13 protein-coding genes and 3 tRNA genes are annotated in these 20,945 nt (G+C 24.3%); 14 read left to right on the top strand and 2 right to left on the bottom strand.

All coding sequences use genetic code 11. The annotated features are described in order from the left end of the window. Nucleotides 1-82 precede the first annotated feature (82 nt). Both AB6A63_RS01330 and rpsO read left to right on the top strand, forming a co-directional pair. The gene (locus AB6A63_RS01330) at nt 83-400 is read left to right on the top strand and encodes a cyclic-di-AMP receptor (RefSeq protein ID WP_370430891.1); all 318 of its coding nucleotides are present in this window, start codon (nt 83-85) and stop codon (nt 398-400) included. A gap of 58 nt (nt 401-458) precedes the next feature. Then, nucleotides 459-719 carry a 30S ribosomal protein S15 gene (gene rpsO / locus AB6A63_RS01325; protein ID WP_370430890.1) on the top strand — a complete coding sequence of 87 codons (261 nt, stop codon included), beginning with the start codon at nt 459-461 and terminating at the stop codon, nt 717-719. A 47-nt stretch (nt 720-766) separates the two neighbouring features. On the opposite strand, the gene AB6A63_RS01320 is transcribed toward rpsO, so the two are convergent. Then, a tRNA-Gly gene (locus AB6A63_RS01320) sits at nt 767-841 on the bottom strand. 116 nt (nt 842-957) lie between these two features. Beyond that, nucleotides 958-1,031 (bottom strand) — tRNA-Thr (locus AB6A63_RS01315). Nucleotides 1,032-1,167: 136 nt separating this feature from the next. Here AB6A63_RS01315 and AB6A63_RS01310 point away from each other — a divergent pair. The 12 genes from AB6A63_RS01310 (at nt 1,168) to AB6A63_RS01255 (ending at nt 20,943) form a co-directional block, all read left to right on the top strand. Next, entirely contained in the window at nt 1,168-1,515 is a 348-nt protein-coding gene (locus AB6A63_RS01310) for a cold shock domain-containing protein (RefSeq protein WP_370430889.1), read from the top strand. A 153-nt stretch (nt 1,516-1,668) separates the two neighbouring features. Next, nucleotides 1,669-2,850, top strand: coding sequence for a methionine adenosyltransferase (metK, locus tag AB6A63_RS01305; RefSeq protein WP_370430888.1), 1,182 nt, complete (start codon nt 1,669-1,671; stop codon nt 2,848-2,850). Next, nucleotides 2,837-4,261: a proline--tRNA ligase gene (proS, locus tag AB6A63_RS01300; RefSeq protein WP_370430887.1), complete on the top strand. Its 1,425-nt coding sequence runs from the start codon at nt 2,837-2,839 to the stop codon at nt 4,259-4,261. Before metK ends, proS begins: the two co-directional genes overlap by 14 nt. A gap of 121 nt (nt 4,262-4,382) precedes the next feature. Beyond that, a tRNA-Leu gene (locus AB6A63_RS01295) sits at nt 4,383-4,469 on the top strand. A 116-nt stretch (nt 4,470-4,585) separates the two neighbouring features. Next, nucleotides 4,586-9,247: a DNA polymerase III subunit alpha gene (polC, locus tag AB6A63_RS01290; RefSeq protein ID WP_370430886.1), complete on the top strand. Its 4,662-nt coding sequence runs from the start codon at nt 4,586-4,588 to the stop codon at nt 9,245-9,247. Nucleotides 9,248-9,364: 117 nt separating this feature from the next. Next, entirely contained in the window at nt 9,365-10,717 is a 1,353-nt protein-coding gene (locus AB6A63_RS01285) for an FAD-dependent oxidoreductase (protein ID WP_370430885.1), read from the top strand. Nucleotides 10,718-10,994: 277 nt separating this feature from the next. Next, nucleotides 10,995-13,502, top strand: a complete 2,508-nt coding sequence (gene secA / locus AB6A63_RS01280; protein WP_370430894.1) for a preprotein translocase subunit SecA — start codon at nt 10,995-10,997, stop codon at nt 13,500-13,502. A gap of 29 nt (nt 13,503-13,531) precedes the next feature. Further along, nucleotides 13,532-14,626, top strand: coding sequence for a peptide chain release factor 2 (prfB, locus tag AB6A63_RS01275; RefSeq protein ID WP_370430884.1), 1,095 nt, complete (start codon nt 13,532-13,534; stop codon nt 14,624-14,626). A gap of 39 nt (nt 14,627-14,665) precedes the next feature. Further along, complete coding sequence (locus tag AB6A63_RS01270) at nt 14,666-15,385, top strand: YitT family protein (RefSeq protein WP_370430883.1); 720 nt, start codon at nt 14,666-14,668, stop codon at nt 15,383-15,385. A gap of 99 nt (nt 15,386-15,484) precedes the next feature. Further along, on the top strand, nt 15,485-17,206 hold the full coding sequence (locus AB6A63_RS01265; protein ID WP_370430882.1) for a nitrilase-related carbon-nitrogen hydrolase: 1,722 nt from the start codon (nt 15,485-15,487) through the stop codon (nt 17,204-17,206). A 307-nt stretch (nt 17,207-17,513) separates the two neighbouring features. After that, the gene (gene mnmA / locus AB6A63_RS01260) at nt 17,514-18,653 is read left to right on the top strand and encodes a tRNA 2-thiouridine(34) synthase MnmA (protein ID WP_370430881.1); all 1,140 of its coding nucleotides are present in this window, start codon (nt 17,514-17,516) and stop codon (nt 18,651-18,653) included. A 61-nt stretch (nt 18,654-18,714) separates the two neighbouring features. After that, nucleotides 18,715-20,943, top strand: a complete 2,229-nt coding sequence (locus AB6A63_RS01255; RefSeq protein WP_370430880.1) for a RelA/SpoT family protein — start codon at nt 18,715-18,717, stop codon at nt 20,941-20,943. Nucleotides 20,944-20,945 lie beyond the last annotated feature (2 nt).

Below are 20,945 nucleotides of genomic sequence, written 5' to 3'. Positions count from 1 at the left end.
ATAATAAATAAATTTTTATTTTTACAAATTGTATATAATATAATATATGAGTGAGATAAGTAAAGAAAATATAAATAGTGAAATGAAACTGCTTTTAGTTATAGTCTCTAAAGAAGACGCTAACGAAGTGGAAAAGCATTTAAATGAAGAAAATTTTTTCAACACTAGATTAGATACAAAAGGAGGTTTTTTAAAAGAAAACAATTCCACTTTTATTATCGGTTTAAAAGAAGAAAAAATTGATCAAGCTCTAGAAATTTTTAAAAAATATTCTAAAACTCGAACAAAAACAATTTCCAGTAATATTTTTGATCAAATTAATTTATTTTCTTCTTCAGAAGTAACTGTTGGCGGTTCCGTTGTTTTTATTTTAGATGTAGAAAAATTTTTAAAAATATAAATTTTTTTAATGAATAAATTTAAATAAATTATTAATTTTGAAAGGAAAATTTTATTATATGGCTTTAACTAAAGAAGAGAAAAAAAAGATTATTCAAGAAAACACTGATCGTGAGAACAACACAGGTTCTTCTAAAGTTCAAATCGCTATATTATCTAGCGAAATAGAAAAATTGAATAAACATTTAAAAGAACATCCTGGTGATTTTCATTCTAAACGTGGTTTATTAATCAAAAACAAAAGAAGAAGTATTTTAAACAGATATTCATCTTCTAAAAATAAAACTCAAAATCAAAAAAAACTATCTTTCAAAAGATAGTTTTTTTTTATATAAAAATTATTTTTATTATTTAATTGTTGTATTTTTGGAGCGAATGAGGGGAATCGAACCCCTGTCTTATGCTTGGCAAGCATAAGTAATAACCACTATACGACATTCGCAATTTATTTAAAATAAAAATTAAGAAAAACACAAAGTTATTATATCATAAAAAATAAAATTTAAATATAATTCCGTTTTTAAATAGAATATTTTTTTATTAAAAATAAAAGTTCAGTGGTGCCCTTAACAAGAATTGAACTTATATTTTGTCATTACCATTGACACGTTTTACCGTTAAACTATAAGGGCATCTTTTTTCTATATATCTTATTATTTTATTATATCATATTACAATTTTTATTTGTTAAAATTTATATAAATATAGTATAATAAATAATGTTTGATCCAAATTTTATATAAAACAAAGGAGTTTTAAAATTAATTAATGGAAAATACAAAAGTTAAATTTGAAGGTGTTGTTAAATGGTTCGATCTAGATAGAGGTTATGGTTTCGTAAAATCAGTAAAACCGATAGGTGATTTTTTATGTAACCAAATAGCAGAACAATTTTCAATAGATGATGCAGAAATGGACCAGTTTATCGATCAAAGAGAAAGAGCTGAAGACGATTTATTTTGCCATTCGAATTCTATTATAGAAGGCAACGAAGAACCAATTCCAGGTCATTATCAAGATAGCAAATATAAAAAATTAAAAGAAAATGATAAAGTAGAATTTTTTATTAAATTAGTAAAAGGCAGAGAACAAGCTTGTTACGTTATTTTAGTTTAATTTTTTTCATTTGATAGAAATCATTTAAAAAATTACTAAAAAATATTTAATATGTTTTATAAAAAAAGATTTAAATAATCTTTTTTTTAATTAAAAAACAACAATTTTTTATTTAAAAAAAAGATTATAAAAATAATAATAAAAGGATTTCTTATGAAAAAATTTACTACAGAAGCTGTTACTAAAGGACATCCAGATAAAATAGCGGATCAAATTTCGGATGCTTTATTGGATTTTTATTTAAAGAAAGATCCAGAATCTAAAGTAGCAATTGAAACAGTAGTTACTAAAGAAAAAGTAATTATTTTAGGAGAAATCAAAACTTCATTTTCTTTGTCGTCAGAAAAAATAGAACAAATAATCAAAAATGTTGTCAAAAATATCGGTTATGATAAAGTAGAGGACGGTTTTTGTTATCAGAATTTATCTGTTTTAAATTTTATTCATGAGCAATCTACAGAATTAACTAAAGTAGTTCAAAATGAAGGTGCAGGAGATCAAGGATTAATGTTTGGTTTTGCTACAAAAGAAACAGATCTCTTTTTGCCTTTAAATTTTTTTTTAGCTCATAATTTATCTTTAAAATTAACAGAAGTAAGAGAAAAGAAAATTTTACCTTTTTTAAAACCCGATGGTAAAACTCAAGTTACTTTTGTTTATGACGAGAATAATAATCCTCTTTATATTGATTCTATTGTTATTTCTGCTCAACATTCAAAAGATATAGATCAAGAATTTTTAAAAAAACAAATTTTTCAAGAAGTCATAAAACCAGTTGTTGATTCGTTTTTAATTAACGAAAATACTAATTTTTATATTAACGCTTCTAAAAGTTTTTCTATTGGTGGACCTGCTGCTGATACAGGATTAACAGGAAGAAAAATTATTCAAGATTCTTACGGCGGCGAAGTTCGTCATGGTGGAGGTTGTTTTAGCGGTAAAGATAGTTCTAAAGTAGATAGAAGCGGAGCTTATATGGCTAGATATTTAGCTAAAAATATTGTTGCTGCTGGTTTGTGTGATAAATGTGAAATTCAATTATCTTATGTTATTGGTTTATCTAAACCAGTAGGTATTTTTATTAATACTTTTAATACTAATAAAGTTCCTGAAATTTCAATTATTAAACATATTGAACAAAATTTTGATTTGACTCCACATGGAATAATTAAAAAATTAGATTTAAAAAAACCTTTTTTTCAAATTACAGCTCAAGAAGGACATTTTGGACGTAAAGATGATTTATTTCCTTGGGAAAAATTAGATCAAGTCTCTGTTTTTTCTAAATTATTAAAATGTATTATTAAATACAAGGATTTATATGAAAAATATTAAATTAGTTAAAGAAATTATTTCACGTGATATTGATTTCGGTAGATGGTACAAAGAAATTTGTTTAAAAGCTGAATTAATTGAATATTCTGATGTTAAAGGTTTTTTTATTTATTTACCTTATGGATATGCAATATGGGAATCTATTCAACAATTTGTTGATAAAAAATTAAAAAAAAGCAAACATCAAAATGTTTATTTTCCTTTAGTATTTACAGAAGATTTATTTAAAAAAGAAAAAGAACATATTGAAGGTTTTTCAGCCGAAGCTTTAATGATTAAAGAAACTAATAAAGAATTATTATCTCAAAAATTGATTGTCAGACCCACTTCTGAAGTTTTATTTTCTAGATATTACGAAAAAAAAATATTTTCTCATCGAGATTTACCTAAATTATTCAATCAATGGTCTAATGTTGTCCGTTGGGAAAAAAGTAGTAAACCTTTTTTAAGAAGTAAAGAATTTTTGTGGCAAGAAGGACATACAGTCCACGCTTCTAAAAAAGAAGCTTTAAAAGAAACTATGTTTATATTAAATTTATATAAAAAACTAGGTAAAGAATTATTAGCTGTTCCTTTTGTTTCTGGAAAAAAAACAGAGTTAGAAAAATTTAAAGGAGCAGAAATTACTTATTCGATAGAAGCTTTGATGTATGATAAACAATCCCTTCAAGCAGGAACTTCTCATTATTTAGGTTCGAAATTTTCTAAATCTTTTGGGATCACTTTTCAAGATTCTGATTTAAAAACAAAATTCGTAGAACAAACTTCATGGGGGATTTCGACAAGGTTAATAGGTTCTTTGATTATGATTCACGGAGACGATGAAGGATTAGTAATGCCTCCTTATATCGCACCTATTCAAATAGTTATTGTTCCGATTTCATCTAATAATTCAGAAATTCTTGAAACAGCAAAACAATTTTATAAACAATTATCTAAAAAATATAAAGTTATTTTAGATCAAGAAAATAAAAGTGTTGGTCAAAAATTTAGTTTTTATGAATTAAAAGGCGTTCCTTTAAGAATTGAAATAGGTTTAAGAGAATTAAAAGAAGATAATGTTACGGTTTTTATAAGACATAATTTTCAAAGACAATTAATTAAAAAAGATGAATTAGTAAAAAAAATACCTTTTTTATTAAAAAATATTCATGAAGAGATGTTTCGAAAAGCTTCCGAACATTTAAATAAAAATATAATTGAAGTTAAAACTTATCAAGAATTTAAAGATAAAATCAAAAATGCAGGTTATATCAAAATGAGTGTTCATGAAAATAAAGCCGAAAAGATTATTAAAGAAGAAACAGGAGCATCAGCGAGAGTTATATTAAAACAAAAATTAATTACTGAAATATGTCCTGTTACTCAAAAAAAAGCTAATCAAACTATTTTATTCGCTAGAGCTTATTAGAGCGATATTATAAGAATATTTAAATATTTTATGTTAAAATTTATTGTGTATTTGAATAAATAATAAACATTTATAGAAAATTTTATTTTTAAATAAATGTAGTTGTTATTTATTTTTTGAAGCTGGTGTGGCGAAATCGGTATACGCATTTGACTCAAAATCAAACGAGGTTAAACTCATGTCGGTTCGAGTCCGACCATCAGTACCAAATTAATAGATAAAAAATATTTTTATAAAAATATAATCACATGAATTTTTTATGTGTTTTTTTTATTTTTGCGTATTTTTTTAATATAAAAATATTTTTTAAAAAGAGTTGAATGAATGTCTTATAAATTAAACAATATTAATCTTAGTTTATTTTCTTATAAATCTGATTCTAAAAAAAAATCAAATCATTATAAAGCCGATGATATATTACAATCATCTCAATTAGTCGAAAGTGAATTTTCTTCCTTTTATAATAAATTTAATTTAGAACATTCTACTCATTATGAATTAAATAAAGTTGTTGTTTATGATAAAAAAATTATTTTTTGTTTAGAAATTTCTATTACAAAAGAAATTTCAGACGCTTCTTATTTAGAAAAATTCGAACAATTAAGTAAGGAATTTTTGAAAGAAAAAGCAAAAAAAACAATATTTAACGATTTACAAGTTGAAGTTAATTTTCTTTTTCCTCTGTTAGATGATTTTCTTGAAGAAGATTTTTGGAAAAAAATATTTCAATATCAATTAAATCAAATTATTAAAAAACAAAATCTTTTATTTGGAGTAAGTATTTTAGTAGACAAAATTGATTTTGCTGAAAAAAAGTGTCAAATAACTTTTGATAAAAAAGATTTTGAAGCTTCAGAAAAAAAAATTGATTTTTTATCTCAAATAATAGAAAAATTTAATAAATTATTAAAAGAAGAATATCATTTGGTATTAGAATCGCCAGAAATTAGTTATAGACCTATCAAAATAGAACAAATAATAAAAGAACCAATTTTTGAAAATAACGGTAAAAAGTATTTATCTTTCAAAGATATACCTCATGTTTGGGAACAATTGAGCGAAAATAAAATATTTGAAACAGGTTTTTGGATTCAAGGATATATACAACAAATAAAAAAAACAATTACTAAAAATAACAAAATATTATTTTCTTTTTATTTGTTAGAACCAGACGAAAAAAACGATTCTATTTTATATAAAACTTTTTATCAGCCAGAATCAGAAGATTATCAAAAATTAGAAAAAGATTTTCAAGAAGGCACAAAAGTAGAAATTTTGACTGTTTTATTTAATAACACCGGATACAAAAAAGGAGATTTTCATTTCCGACAAAAAGGATTGAAAGAATATAAAATTTTATCTTCTGAAAATTTATATTCAGAAAGAAAAGACGAATATTTAGGCAAAAAAAGAATCGAATTACATTTACATACAAAAATGTCTAATTTAGATTCTACAAATAGCGCTAAAGAATATATCGACGCCGCTGCAAGATGGGGTCATGAAGCCATCGCTTTTACAGATTATAACGGCATTTACGCTTATCCTGAAATTAATACTTTTACTCAAAAAAATTATATTAAACCTATTTTAGGTGTAGAAATGGATTTTATAGGAGAAAATCCTATTTTTGTATCAAATCAAGAAAAACATCCAGAATTTTCTGATTTTTTATTAAAACAACATAATTATGTTGTTTTTGATATCGAAACTACAGGATTTTCTATAACAAGAGATAAAATTATCGAGATATCAGCTGTTAAAATAGAAAATGGGAAAATGACAAGTAAAATTTTTGATGAGTTAGTTAATCCTAAAATGAAATTAAATCAAAAAATTATTGAACTTACTCAAATTCAAAATGAAGATTTAGCTGATAAACCTGATATTGAAGAAATTTTACCTAAATTTTTGAAATTTATTGAAGGTTATGTATTAGTAGCTCATAATTTTTCTTTTGATATAGGTTTTTTGAAAGAAAAAGCTCGTGAATTAAAATTACCTTTAAAAGAAGTGCCTTTTATAGATACTCTTGCGTTAAGTCAAAAATTTTTTAGTCAATATTTGAAATATTTTAAATTAAAAAACATTGCTAAAGTTTTTAAAATAAAAACAGATTTAATATCTGGAAACCATCATAGAGCTTTGTTTGATTCTAAAGTGACAGCTTTAGTTTTGATAGAAATGTTTGATAAACTTGAAAAAAATGAAAATATCTTACATTTTTATGAACTTAAAGGACCTTTAGATTCAAAATTCGAAAGATCGCATAACGTTAACATTTTAGTGCGTAATCAAACAGGATATAAAAATTTATTTTATTTAATTAGTGAAGCTTTGACAGATGATTTTTATAAAAAACCTAGATTATTAAGATCTAAATTCGAAAAATACAGAGAAGGATTATTTATAGGTAGTAGTTCTTACGAAGGTAACGTTTTCGAAGCAGCCTTGAACAAAAACGATGAAGAATTAAAAAATGTTATTTCTTTTTATGATTATATAGAAATTCAACCTCCGCATTCTTATAAACATATTATGTACGATGTATCAGAAGATAACGAAGAAGCAGGAAAGAAAATTATTAAAGAAACTATTTTAAAAATTATTAAAGAAGCTCAAAAACAAAATAAAATAGTTGTCGCAACTGGTGATGTCCATTATTTGAATAATTATGATAAAATTTACAGAGAAATTTATATAAACGCTAAATTAGTTGGCGGTGGTTTGCATAATTTATCAAAATATAATTCTAAAAATTTACCTGATAATTATTTGTTAACTACTCAAGAAATGTTAGACGCTTTCGATTTTATTGAAGATCAAAAACTTAAAGAAGATTTGGTTATTAATAACACTCATTTATTAAATGATCAAATCGAAAGAATTAAAATTTTTCCTGATAAACTTTTTTCCTTAAAAGATGATACTTTTGATGAAAATTTAAATATAACAAGTATAAAAACAGAAATTGAAGAATTATTACAGAAAAAATTGAGACAATCTTATGGAGAGAAATTGCATCCTTTTGTACAAGCAAGAATAGAAAAAGAATTACAAAGTATTATTGGTTCAAAAAAACAAAAAAAAATTAATAATAATATCGCTCCTATATATTTTTTAGCTCATCTTTTAACTAAAAATTCTATAGATAAAGGTTATCCTGTGGGGTCTCGTGGTTCTATTGGTTCTTCTTTTGTTGCAACTCTTTTAGAAATCACAGAAGTTAATCCGTTAAAACCACATTATTTATGTCCTAATTGTCAATATAATGTTTTTCCTCAAATGTCAAAAACTCAAATAGAAGATGATAGTTTTCAAGAATATATAAAAGATAGAGGAAAAGATTATACTGATTATAGTTATTTAAGCAATGTTTTTTCAGGTTATGATTTACCAGATATGAATTGTCCTTTTTGTTCAGCAAAATTTTCTAAAAATGGACAAGATATACCATTTGAAACTTTTTTAGGTTTTAAAGGAGATAAAATTCCTGATATCGATTTAAATTTCGCTGGTGATTATCAATCTAAAGCACATGATTACATGAAAGAATTATTAGGAGAATCATCTGTTTTTAGAGCTGGAACTATTCAAACAGTCGCTACAAAAACTGCTTTCGGTTATGTTAAAGGTTTTGTCAAAGATAAAAAAATAGAAAATCAGGTTAGATCGTTTGAAGTCTCGAGAAGATCTGTGATGATTGAAGGAGTAAAACGTTCGACAGGTCAGCATCCAGGCGGAATCGTTGTCGTTCCTAGAAATCATTCTATTTTTGATATCACTCCTATTCAATATCCTGCTAATGATACGAGTTCTTCTTGGAAAACTACTCATTTTGATTATCATTCTTTTGAGAATAATTTATTTAAAATGGATATTTTGGGCCACGATGATCCTATGTTGATTAAATTTTTCATGGATTATGTTAAACAGAATCCTGAAAAATTTCCTTTTGATTCTTATCAAAATATTCCTGTTGATGATTTAGAAGTTTATAAATTGTTTTCCAATGAAAGCACAAATTTCTATGAGAACGAAATTACAACAATTGCTATTCCAGAATTTGGTACAGAATTTGTTAAAAAAATGTTAAAAGATATTTATAAAAAAGAAAAAAAAGATTTTAATTTTAGTACTTTAGTTAAAATTTCTGGACTTTCTCATGGAACAGATGTTTGGATCCAAAATGCTCAACATTTTTTAAACGACCCAAAAGAAAACATTTCTTTTGATGATATTATTGGTTGTCGAGATGATATTATGTTGTATTTGATCCAAAAAAATGTAGATCCTTTAATAGCTTTTGAAATTATGGAATTAGTTAGAAAAGGTAAACAAAATACTTCTGTTAAAGAATGGAATAAAAAAATTGCTTTAGTTAAGCAAACAACAGATATTCCAGATTGGTATTTTGAATCTTTAAATAAGATTAAATATCTTTTTCCTAAAGCTCATGCTGTAGCTTATGTTTTGATGGCCGTTAGGATCGCATGGTTTAAGGTTTATCATCCTCTTTTGTTTTATAGTGGTATTTTTTCTAAAAGATTAAACCAATTTGATTATTATTTGATGTTAGGAACACATGAAGAAATTGATAATAAAATTCAAAAGTTGCAAACTAATGATAAAACGAAAAAAAATACTGTTCAAGAACAAAGTCTTATCAATACTTTAAATATTTCATCAGAAATGATCAAAAGAGGTTTTAAATTTTTACCTATTGATTTAAATAAATCGGAAGCTTTTGAATTTGTTATTTTTGAAGACAAATTTTTAATTATGCCTTTTATTTCAATAGATGGTTTAGGAGAAATAGCAGCTAATACTATAGTTGAAGTTCGTAAATTACAAGAAGGACAACGTTTTACAAAAGAAAGTTTTAATCATAATATTTCTAAAAAAAATATTAAATTAAATAAAAATGTTCTTAACATAATTGTAAATGATCTCAAATTAATAGACCAATTGCCTTCTGAAATTTGATTTTTAAAAAAATATTTTCAATATGATTTAAATTTAGTTATAATTATTATGAATATTTTTTTATTTCCTGTTGTTGTTATTGTATTTCAAATAAATAAAATTCTTAAGGTGGATTTAATGAAAGTAATTTTGATTGGATGTAATCATTCAGGAACGGCCGCTGTTAGAACAATGATGAGTAAATTTGACGATGTTCAAGTTAGTATTTACGAAAGAAATGATAATGTTTCTTTTTTATCATGTGGAATAGCTTTGTATATTAGTGGTGTAGTTAAAGACAAAAAAGGTTTGTTTTATTCAAGTAAAGAAGAATTAACAAATTTAGGCGCTGATGTTCATTTGAAACATGAAGTTTTAAAAGTTGATTTAAACAAAAAAGAAATTTTAGTTAAAAATTTAGAAACTAATGAGGAATTCGTTGATTCTTTTGATAAATTAATTTTATCTACTGGGTCTTGGCCAATTATTCCTAATATTAAAGGTATTCATTCTAAAAATGTTTTGTTATCTAAAAATTTAGACCATGCTAACAAAATTATTGATTATGCTAAAAATGTTAACAAAATAACAGTTGTAGGAGCTGGATACATCGGAATAGAATTAGCAGAAGCTTTTTCAAAACAAAAAAAAGAAGTTACTTTAATAGATATCGCTGACAGGATTATGCCTAAGTATTTAGATGAAGAATTTACTTCAGTAGCTGAAAGTACTTTAAAAAAACATAATGTTAAATTAGCTTTAAACGAAAAAGTTTTAGAATTTAAAACTGATGAAAACGGTTTAGTTACACATGTACAAACTGACAAAGGTTCTCACGAAACTGAAATGGTTATTACATGTATTAGTTTCAGACCTAATACAGATTTAGTTAAAGGCATGTTAGAATTAGATCCGAAAAATCAAGCTTTAAAAGTAAATGAATTTTTACAAACTTCTCATCCAGATGTTTATGGCTGCGGCGATTGTATTAATATTTATTATACACCAATTGAAAAACATGATATGTATATTCCTTTAGCGACTAACGCTGTAAGAACTGGTACTATTGTAGGAATAAATATCAAAAAAAATGTTGCTAAATACGCAGGAACACAAGGAACTAGTTGCATACAAATTCATGATTTAAGTATTTCTTCTACAGGATTAAATGAAAATTCAGCAGAAGCTTTTGGTGTTGATTATGATTCTATCGTTATAAGAGATGCGAACAGACCAGAGTTTATGCCTGAATACGATGCAGTTTTATTAAAAGTTACTTTCGAAAAAAAAACAGGTAGACTTTTAGGCGGACAAATTTTGTCTACAACTAATTTAATTGAAAAAATGAACACTTTAAGTGTTTTAATCGAATCTAAATCTACTATTCATGATTTAGCTTTTAAAGATTTTTCTTTCCACCCTTACTTTAGTAAACCATGGAGTTTATTAAATTTAGCAGGAATTAAATATTTAGAAAACAAAAATATATAAAAATACTTTTTAATATAATAAAAACTATGTTGTTGAATAAAATTTTTAAAAAAACATAGTTTTTATTTTTATTTAATCTTTTTTTAATTTCTCGGCAAGATGAAATAAATATTTATTTTTAAAAATTTTTTAAAAAAAGTTAGATATATTATTTTTTTAAAAAATTTTTAAAAATAATAATGAATTTTTTAAATATTAGAACAAATATTAAATTTTATATTTGTTTTTAAAAGAATAGATTTAAATATTATTTAGAAAGATTGAGGAAGAAAAGATGATTTTTAATTTTTTGAGGAAGAGATTTAATTTTTCTAATAAATATTTAAAAAAAGCAAAAATAATAGCGAATAAAGTCGAATCTTTACAAGAGTTTTATTCTCGATTAGAAGATGAAGAATTTCCAAAAAAAACAGAAAAATTAAAAAAACTTTATAAAGAAGGCTCTTCTTTAGATGATTTATTAGTCGAAGCTTTTGCTTTATCAAGAGAAGCTTGTAAAAGAGTTACAGGCTTGAATCCTTATTATGTGCAACTTTTAGGATCTTTTGTTTTATATAAAGGCGAAATAGCAGAAATGAAAACTGGAGAAGGCAAAACATTAACTTCAGTACTGCCTGCTTATTTAAACGCTTTAAGTGGTGATGGAGTTCATATTGTCACTGTGAATGAATATTTAGCATCTCGTGAAGCTAATGGTGAAATAGGTGATGTTTTTCGTTTTTTAGGAATGACTGTTGGTTTGAATATCAAAGATAAAAGCCTTCAAGAAAAACAAGAAGCTTATAAATGTGATGTGATGTATTCCACTAATAGTGAATTAGGTTTTGATTATTTAAGAGATAATATCGAAACTGATTTAAATAATATATTAATGACTAAAGATTATAATTACGCTATTGTGGATGAAGTCGATTCTATTTTAATTGATGAAGCGAGAACACCTTTAATTATTTCTAGCCAAAAACAAAAAGGCATTAAGTTTTATAGAGATGCCGATCGATTTGCTAAAATTTTAAAAGAAGAACATTATATTATTGATTTAGAATCTAAAACTATTGAATTATCTGAATCAGGTATTAAAGAAGCAGAGAATTTTTTTCAAATTAAAAATTTATATAGTGGCGATAATTATGCTTTGTTACATTGTATAAAAAACGCTTTAAAAGCTTGTTTTGTTTTAAATAAAAATAAAGATTATTTAGTAGAAGAAGATAAAGTTTTAATTATTGATCAATTCACAGGAAGAATTTTAAAAGGACGTCAATTTAGCGATGGTTTGCATCAAGCTTTAGAAGCTAAAGAAGGTTGTACTATTCAGGAAGAAACAGAAATAGCTGCTACTATTACTTATCAAAACTTTTTTCGTATTTATAAAAAATTATCTGGTATGACAGGTACAGCGAAAACTGAGGAAAAAGAATTTATTACTGTTTACAATATGAGAGTTATAGAAATTCCTACTAATAAATCAATCATCAGAGAAGATGCTCCAGATTTTGTATTTACAAATTTAGAAGATAAATGGCATTTTTTATTAAAAGACATACAAGAAAGACATAAAAAACAACAACCTATTTTAATTGGTACTGCTACTGTGGAAGTTTCAGAAGAAATTTCAAAAAAATTAAAGAAAAATAAAATTCCACATGAAGTTTTAAATGCTAAAAATCATTTAAAAGAAGCAGAAATAATTGCTAAAGCTGGACAAAAAGGTGCTATTACGATAGCGACAAATATGGCAGGTCGTGGTACAGATATTCGTTTAGGCGAAGGTGTAGTAGAATTAGGCGGGTTGGCTGTTTTAGGAACTGAAAGACACGAATCAAGAAGAATCGATAACCAATTAAGAGGTCGTGCAGGTCGTCAAGGAGATCCAGGTTTTTCTAGATTTTTCGTTTCAAGCGAAGATGATTTAGTACAACGTTTTGGAGGAGACAAAATTAGAAGAATAATTGGACTTTTAGATAAAACTCAAGATACTGATAAAGAAAAAACTCCTTTGTCATTAAAAATTTTTACTAATTTTTTTACTAATTTGCAAAAAAAAATTGAATCTTCTAATTTTGATTATCGTAAATTTATTTTACAATTCGATTCTGTATTAGGTTTACAAAGAGAAATTATTTATAAACAAAGAAGAGAAATTTTAATTTCTAACGAAATAGAAAAATCAGTTGAAAGCTTAATTTCTAAAATGGTAGACAAAAAAATGCAATATTTTTTATCTAATAAAATGAAAAATAGAGACATTTCTGATTTAATCGCATTTAAAGAATATTTAGAAAATTTATTTTTCCCTAAAGATGTTTTAAAAAAAGAAGAACTAGAACAAATATTAGAAAAAAATAATGATAAAAGTTTCCAACAAGAAATTAAAAAATTAGTTTTCGAAAAAGTTAATTTTATTTTAGAACAAAAAAAATCTGATTTAGTGATTAATGACGAAAGTTATTATGATAAGTTTTTAAAAGTTGTTATGATTCAAAATATTGATAATTATTTTAAACGTCATATTTCAGATATGAATGTACTTAGTCAAAGTGTTAATTTTATGAGTTATGGACAACAAAATGTCTTAACAGTTTATCAAGAACAAAGCCGAGATTTTTTCAATAAAATGATAGACGATATTTCATTTGATGTTACACGTATTATTTTAAAATTTGCTTTTACACCAGATTCTTTGGAGTTTGATAAACAGGAATTAAATTTCAATATTAATAAAAGTTCATTAGCGAAGCCAAAAAAAAGAAGAAAAATTTATTCCAAAAGACCTTGGAATTAAAAAGTTTTTCATGAAGGATTTTTAATTTTATGGAAAGATACGAAATTAATAAAGTTTTAGAAAATTTAAAAACAATTTTATCAAATTTAGAAATTAAAATTAATTTAGAAGAAAAAAATAAACAAATTTCTGAGTTGAATAAATTAATGATAGATCTTTCTACACGTGAACAAAATAAAGAAATGACAGAAATCGCAAAACAAATGCATTATATCCAAGAACAAGTTGATTCATTTTTAAAATTTCAAAAAAATTTAAATGATTTATTCGGATTATTTGATTTATTTAAAGAAAATGATGACGATTTAAGTATTTTAGTCGAAGATTTAAAAAAATTCGAACAAGATATTAAAAAATTTGAAATTAATATTTTGTTAAATAATGAATATGATAAAAATAATGCTTTTTTAATATTACACTCTGGCGCTGGCGGAACCGAATCACAAGATTGGTGTTATATGTTATTTAGAATGTATCAAAAATACGCCCAAAAAAAAAATTTTAAAATAAAAATTTTACATTTGCAACCAGGAGCTGAAACAGGCTTAAAAACAGTAAGTTTATTAATCCAAGGAGATTATGCTTACGGATATTTAAAATCCGAAAGAGGAGTTCATAGATTAGTAAGAATTTCTCCTTTTGACTCTAATTTACGTCGACACACTTCTTTTTGTTCTTGTGAAGTTTTACCTGAAATGAACGAAAATATTAAAATTGATATTAAAGATGAAGATTTAAGAATTGATGTTTTTCGAAGCAGCGGAGCAGGCGGACAAAGTGTAAATACAACTGATTCAGCGGTGAGAATAACACATTTACCTACTAATATAGTAGTTAATTGTCAAAACGAAAGAAGTCAGATTAAAAACAAAGAAAAAGCGATGCAAATGTTAAAATCTAAATTATTTGATTTAGCTCTTCAAAAAAATAAAGAAAGAGAAAACGATTTAAAGAAAGATCAAAAAAATATTAGTTGGGGAAACCAAATACGAAGTTATATTTTTCATCCTTATCAAATGGTGAAAGATCATCGTACTAATCACGAAATATTTCAAATTAATTTAGTGATGGATGGTTTTTTAGATGAATTTATTTATTCTTTTTTAAAGAGGGGAAATTTTTGATTTCCAGATAAAGGTGAATTTTATACTTTATTGAAAAATATGAAAAATAGAATTAAATTTTCAAAAAAAAATATTTCTCCATGTTTGTTTCTTATATTTAATAATATTTTGTTAACTTTAGGTGTTTATTTTTTTGTTTTAGAACCTAAATTAAATAGTGGTGGTTTAGATGGTTTATCTTTATTGACGATTCAATTTTTAAAAAAATTTTTTCCAAATTTAATTTCAAATGAGTCATTGATTACAATTATTTTTATTTTGTTGTATAATTTTTTGAGTTTAATTGCTGCTTATAAATATTTTGGAAAAAAATTTTTTTTCAAAATATTATTTGTAGTTCTTTTTTATAACGCATCTCTTTGGTTTTTAACTCTTTCAATAGGCGACGAAAGAAGAAAATGGTTATTAAGTTTTACGAATTGGAATCGCGATCAATATGATATTATTTTGTTATTTTTCTCTTCAGTTTGTGGCGGCTTTATTTTTGGATATTCAATAAGTAATATTCGTAATTTAGGTTATAATACTGGTGGAACAGATATATTTCATAAAATTTTCAAAGATATTTATAAGATAAACTTTCTTATTGCTGCGTTATTAACTGATGGAATTATTATTTTGTTTTCTTCTTTTTTAGAATCAGGAAATGATTATATTGCTTTTTTTATTAGACTATTTTTTTCTTTTTTATGTTTGGTTATTATCGGTATAGTTATGGAAAAGAGATCTGTTTTGGATAAATCTTCCAATGAAAAATAATTTATATTTTTTTAATTTATTCGATCTTAGATTAATTTATATATTTATCTTTCATAATGAAACAAACGATATAAAAAAATCTAGAAAGGTTTTTAAAAAATGTATAAAAACGGAATTCTTAAGGTAGAAATGTCAAGTCCTAATTTACATATAGGCGAACCTTTTAAAAATGCTCAAATTATTGTGGATATTTTAAATAAAAGTAAAGCAAGTTTTGTTTTATTTTCTGAATTATGTTTAAGTAGTTACACATCAGGAGATTTATTTTTTGATACATCTTTTTTAGATGACAATTTAACTGCTTTAGAATATGTTATTAATAATACTCATTTTGAAGGTGTTTATTTTATCGGTATGCCTTTCTTATTTCGTGAAGTTATTTTTAATGTAGCTGTTGTTGTTCAAAAAGGAAAGATTTTAGGTATTGTTCCAAAACATAAGATACCTAATTATAAAGAATTTTTTGAAAAAAGATGGTTTCAATCAGGAAAACATTTAAAAGATGAAATAATTTCTGTTTTAGGTCAAGAAGTTCCGATAGGTAATATTTTATTTATTAATAAAACTTTTAATATTGTTTTTGGAGTAGAAATTTGTCAAGATTTATGGACCATCGAATCGCCAAGTGATTTAATGGTTTTAAACGGAGCACATTTAATTTTTAATTTGTCAGCTTCTACAGAACATTTAGGAAAAGATAAATTTCGTAAATTAGCTGTTATAAATCATTCTCGTAAACAAGCTGGCGGTTATTTTTATACTAGCAGTGGAATAAGCGAAACTTCTAATAATGTTCTTTTTTCTAATCATAAGATAGCTGCTGTTTTAGGTGATGTGATCGGTGAAAAAGATTTAACAAATCAAGATGTTAGTTTAGTAGTTGATGTTTATTTAGACAAAATTAAACATCAAAGAAAAGTTGATACTACTTTTGGCGATCAACAAATTGGAAAACAATTTTCTTTTTTGAAATCTTATTTCCATATAAAAGAAGCGAAAGAATACGATTTAGAAGAACCATTAAACGCTAAACCTTTTGTGGATTATCGCAATTTACAAGAGCAATTAAAATTATCTAATCTTATTCAAGTTTTGTATTTACAAAATAAAATGTCATTTGCAAAAGCATCTCAAATAATATTAGAATTTAAAGATGATTTAAATTCTTTTTTGACTCTTTTAGTTGTTTTACAGTATTTTAATAATAACAAGAAGTCTTTACAAGAATTACAAGTTGTTTTAAAAGAAAAAAAACATTTTGAGAACGAACAATCTTTAGAATTTCATAAAAAAATATTAAAATATCTAGGCATCAACAATATCCAAATTGTTCAAGAAAAAGATAGTTTGGAACAAATTTTACAAGAGGCAAAAATAGAAAATAAATTAATTTTAGAAAGTGATAATTTATCAGATATTATTTTTGAAAAAATGAGTTTTAGATTTAATTTTCATTCTTCTTTATATAATTTAAATGTTAATATTCCTAATGTTTTGATGGTGGAGTTAATTTTGTTCCATATAAGAGAAAATACGATTCTTTTGGAACAAAACATGAAAGATTTTTATTTTCAAAAAATAGATAAGTTTTTAGATTCAGAAACTATTATGAAAGATTTTATTTTATATTATCATTTGAATGGTAGTTTTAAAAAAGAAAAAATAGCTTTTTTATTAGAAAAAAAATTTCTTTTATCTCATGAAGAAAGCTTATCTTTAGTAACAGAATATATGAACCATTTTTATAAATTTCATTATAAAAAGAATAAAATAGCACCTGGTCCTAAAATATTATCTAATAGTTTTTCTTATTCTATATAATCGATATTTTACAAATTAAGAAAAAATATTTTGTAAAATATCTAAAAAAATATATAATGAAAGTAAATTATAAAATTTAAATACAAAATATATTTTTACTTATGGATTTAAATGATAATTTTTTAATGAAATAAGTTTTTTTAATAAAAATAAATAAAAAAATTTTTATTAAAAAAATTATTTCATTTATTTTGAATTTTGTGTTTAAGAAATTTTTAGTTTATAATTGAAATAAATTTTATTTAGAAAAACTAATTATTTTATCTTAATTACTCAAATTTAATCGAAAGAAGATAAATGGATAAAAATGAAAAAAAAAGTAATTGTTGGATTGTCTGGCGGAGTAGATAGTAGCGTAGCTGCTTTTCTTTTGCAAAAAGAAGGTTATGAAGTAGAAGCAATTTTTATGCGTAATTGGGATAGCAGTTTGAATTATGATGTTGAAGGGAACCCTAACGTTGATGAAGATGTTTGTCCGCAAGAACAGGATTATCAAGATGCTTTAAAAGTGGCTAAACAATTAAATATTAAGTTTCATAGAGTAGATTTTTCAGAAGAATATTGGAATCAAGTTTTTACCTTTTTTTTAAATGATTTGAAAAAAAATTTAACACCTAATCCAGATGTGTTATGTAATAATAAGATTAAATTTTTAGCTTTTATTGAATACGCTAAACAATTTAATCCTGATTATATCGCTATGGGTCATTACGCTCGAATCATTTTCAAAGATAATAAAAATATGTTAGCTACATCTTTAGATGTAAACAAAGATCAAACATATTTTTTATCTCAATTAAAACCAGAACAATTAAATAATATTATTTTCCCTTTAGGAAATAAAACTAAAAAAGAAGTAAGAGAAATCGCTTTAAGAGAAAACTTAATTACTGCTACTAAAAAAGATTCAACAGGTATTTGTTTTATTGGAGAAAGAAAATTTTTTGTTTTTTTAAATAATTATTTACCTCCTAAAAAAGGACCTATTAAAGATATGAATGGTTCTATTTTAAAAGAACATGAAGGAGTTTTTAAATATACTATCGGTCAAAGAAAAGGATTAAATTTAAAAGTTTCTAAAGAAAATCAATCTCCTTGGTTTGTAGTTGGCAAAGATTTAAAAACTAACACTCTTTATGTAGATCAAAATAATGACAGTTCTTATTTATATAGTGATGCATGTTTAGTAACAGATGTTGTTTGGAGAGACAAACATTTTAAAAAAAACAAACCTAAAAAAATATTAGCTAAATTCCGTTATCGTCAATCTTTTCAAGAAGTTGAAATTTTTTTTATTGACAAAAACACAATTAAAGTAGTTTATCCTCAAAAAATTAAATCAGTTACACCTGGACAAATTTGTGCTTTTTATGATGGCGATTTTTGTTTAGGCGCTGGCGTTATACAAAAAGTTTATTCAGGCGAAAAACAAATGTTATATGTTTGATTAATTTTTTTATTTCGAAAAAAAGATAATATATAATTAAAGATTTGAGAGGTTGTAATAATTGCATTTTTCGTTAGAACATAAATCTGATAATAAAACTAAAGATGAGTCAGAAATATATCAAGAATTAATAGAAAAAATTTCTTCTTATATTACTCAAAAAGATGTTTTAGATGGAATTCATAAATCTTATTTGTTGTCTAAAAAAAAACACAAGAATCAGAAAAGAGTAACAGGAGAAGATTATATTATTCATCCTCTTTATGTTTCTCAAATTTTAGTTGATTTAAAAAGTGAGCCTAATACTATAATGGCTTCTTTGTTACATGATACTTTAGAAGATACTGATTTAACTTTTGAAGAATTAAAGTCTGTTGTAGGTGATGATGTAGCTAATATAGTTTTAAAAACTACCAAATTAACTAAAATTGTTTTTAATCAACATCAAAGACAAATGGAAAATCAACAAAAAATGTTTTTAGCTATGGCTGATGATATTCGTGTGGTTCTTTTAAAAATAGCAGATAGATTACATAATATGCAAACTTTACAACCAATGAGAGATGATAAACAAAAACGTATTTCTGAAGAAACTTTGTCTATTTATGTTCCTTTATCTGATCGTTTAGGATTGTTTCAAATTAAATCACAATTGGAAGATCTTTCCTTACGTTATATTGATCCAGACAAATATTATCAAATTTCTAGTTTGATTCAAATGAAAAAAAAAGAAAGAGAAAAATCTATTTCTCAAATTATTTTTAATATAAAAAAATTATTTCATGAATCTAATATTAAAAATTTTTCCATTAGTGGCAGAAGCAAAAATATTTATAGCATTTATAAAAAAATGGAAAAAAAACAATTAAGTTTTGATGAAATTTTTGATTTATTGGCTATTCGTATTATTGTAGATAAAGTAGATTTATGTTATCGTTGTTTAGGAATTATTCATAGTCATTATTATCCTTTACCCTTGAGATTTAAAGATTATATCGCTGTTCCTAAACCTAATTTATATCAATCTTTACATAACACTGTTTTATCCAAAGATGGAACTTTATTCGAAGTCCAAATTAGAACTCAAGAAATGAATAAAGTCGCAGAAAACGGAATCGCAGCACATTGGGGTTATAAAGAAAATAAGAATTATTCTAAAGAAGATAAACAATTAGAAATCGCTCAAAAATTAAGATGGTATCGTGAGTTAATTCAAATAACTAAAGATTCAGATAATACTTCACAACAAAATTCTCAAAATTTTGTGGATGCGATTAAAAATGATATTTTAAATGAACATGTGTACGTTTTTACTCCTAAACAAGAAGTTTATGAATTTCCTAAAGGTTCAACTCCTATTGATTTCGCTTTCCGAATTCATTCCGATATTGGTTATAGAATTATAGGGGCTATTGTTAACGAAAAAATCGTTCCTTTAGATTATATATTGCAAAATGGCGATATTATATCTATTAAAACCAATAAAAACATTTTTAGAGTCAAAAAAGAATGGCTTAAAATAGTTAAAACAAGTTATACTAAAAAATTTATCAAAAAAGCTTTAAATAAACAAAATATCAAATTTTTAGATTTGATTAAAACAGGAAAAGATATTTTAGACAAAGAATTAAATTTTCATAAAATAGAATTCGTTATAGACCAACATTTTATATCTCAACATTTTAATCAATTAGATATCAAAAACATGAATGATTTATATTTAGCTGTAGCAAATAAAAAATTGAACCCTCATACAGTTATTAATAAAATTAATTTGTTTCTAGATAACAAAAAGAATCTTTTAAAAAAACAAACATCTAAAAATAATCAAAAAATATCTTATGATGCGAAAACAGGAGTTTTTATTGAGGGCATAGATAATATTAAATTAAAATTAGCTAATTGTTGTTTTCCTGTTTTTGGTGAAGAAATTGTAGGTTTTATTTCTAGAGATAAAGGAATTCATATCCATAGAAAAACATGCCCTAATTTACCAAAACATGATTTTCATAAAATGATTTCTGCTAATTGGCATCATAATTCTAAATTAAAATATGTTGCTTGTCTTTTTTTAATAGGTTCTCGTGTTCCTTCTCTTTTAAATGAAATTAATAATAAAATCAACGCTATGGGAATCAGTATTTTGAAAATGAATTTAAACAACAATAAATCCAATAAAATTACTATTAAATTAAGAATTTTAGTTAATAATATCCAAGAAATAGAAAAATTAACTTTAAATTTGTTACAATCAGAAAGTATTTATCAAATCGATAGAGGAATTAATTAAAA

The organism is 'Camptotheca acuminata' phytoplasma (assembly GCF_041276565.1).
GTDB lineage: Bacteria > Bacillota_I > Bacilli_A > Acholeplasmatales > Acholeplasmataceae > Phytoplasma.
This window is presented reverse-complemented; position numbering and strand designations above follow the sequence as displayed.

What these genes read in the sequence shown, in the direction of transcription:
- AB6A63_RS01330 (WP_370430891.1), top strand. Translation starts at nt 83, where the DNA reads ATGAAACTGCTTTTAGTTATAGTCTCTAAAGAAGACGCTAACGAAGTG.
- rpsO (WP_370430890.1), top strand. Translation starts at nt 459, where the DNA reads ATGGCTTTAACTAAAGAAGAGAAAAAAAAGATTATTCAAGAAAACACT.
- AB6A63_RS01310 (WP_370430889.1), top strand. Translation starts at nt 1,168, where the DNA reads ATGGAAAATACAAAAGTTAAATTTGAAGGTGTTGTTAAATGGTTCGAT.
- metK (WP_370430888.1), top strand. Translation starts at nt 1,669, where the DNA reads ATGAAAAAATTTACTACAGAAGCTGTTACTAAAGGACATCCAGATAAA.
- proS (WP_370430887.1), top strand. Translation starts at nt 2,837, where the DNA reads ATGAAAAATATTAAATTAGTTAAAGAAATTATTTCACGTGATATTGAT.
- polC (WP_370430886.1), top strand. Translation starts at nt 4,586, where the DNA reads ATGTCTTATAAATTAAACAATATTAATCTTAGTTTATTTTCTTATAAA.
- AB6A63_RS01285 (WP_370430885.1), top strand. Translation starts at nt 9,365, where the DNA reads ATGAAAGTAATTTTGATTGGATGTAATCATTCAGGAACGGCCGCTGTT.
- prfB (WP_370430884.1), top strand. Translation starts at nt 13,532, where the DNA reads ATGGAAAGATACGAAATTAATAAAGTTTTAGAAAATTTAAAAACAATT.
- AB6A63_RS01270 (WP_370430883.1), top strand. Translation starts at nt 14,666, where the DNA reads ATGAAAAATAGAATTAAATTTTCAAAAAAAAATATTTCTCCATGTTTG.
- AB6A63_RS01265 (WP_370430882.1), top strand. Translation starts at nt 15,485, where the DNA reads ATGTATAAAAACGGAATTCTTAAGGTAGAAATGTCAAGTCCTAATTTA.
- mnmA (WP_370430881.1), top strand. Translation starts at nt 17,514, where the DNA reads ATGAAAAAAAAAGTAATTGTTGGATTGTCTGGCGGAGTAGATAGTAGC.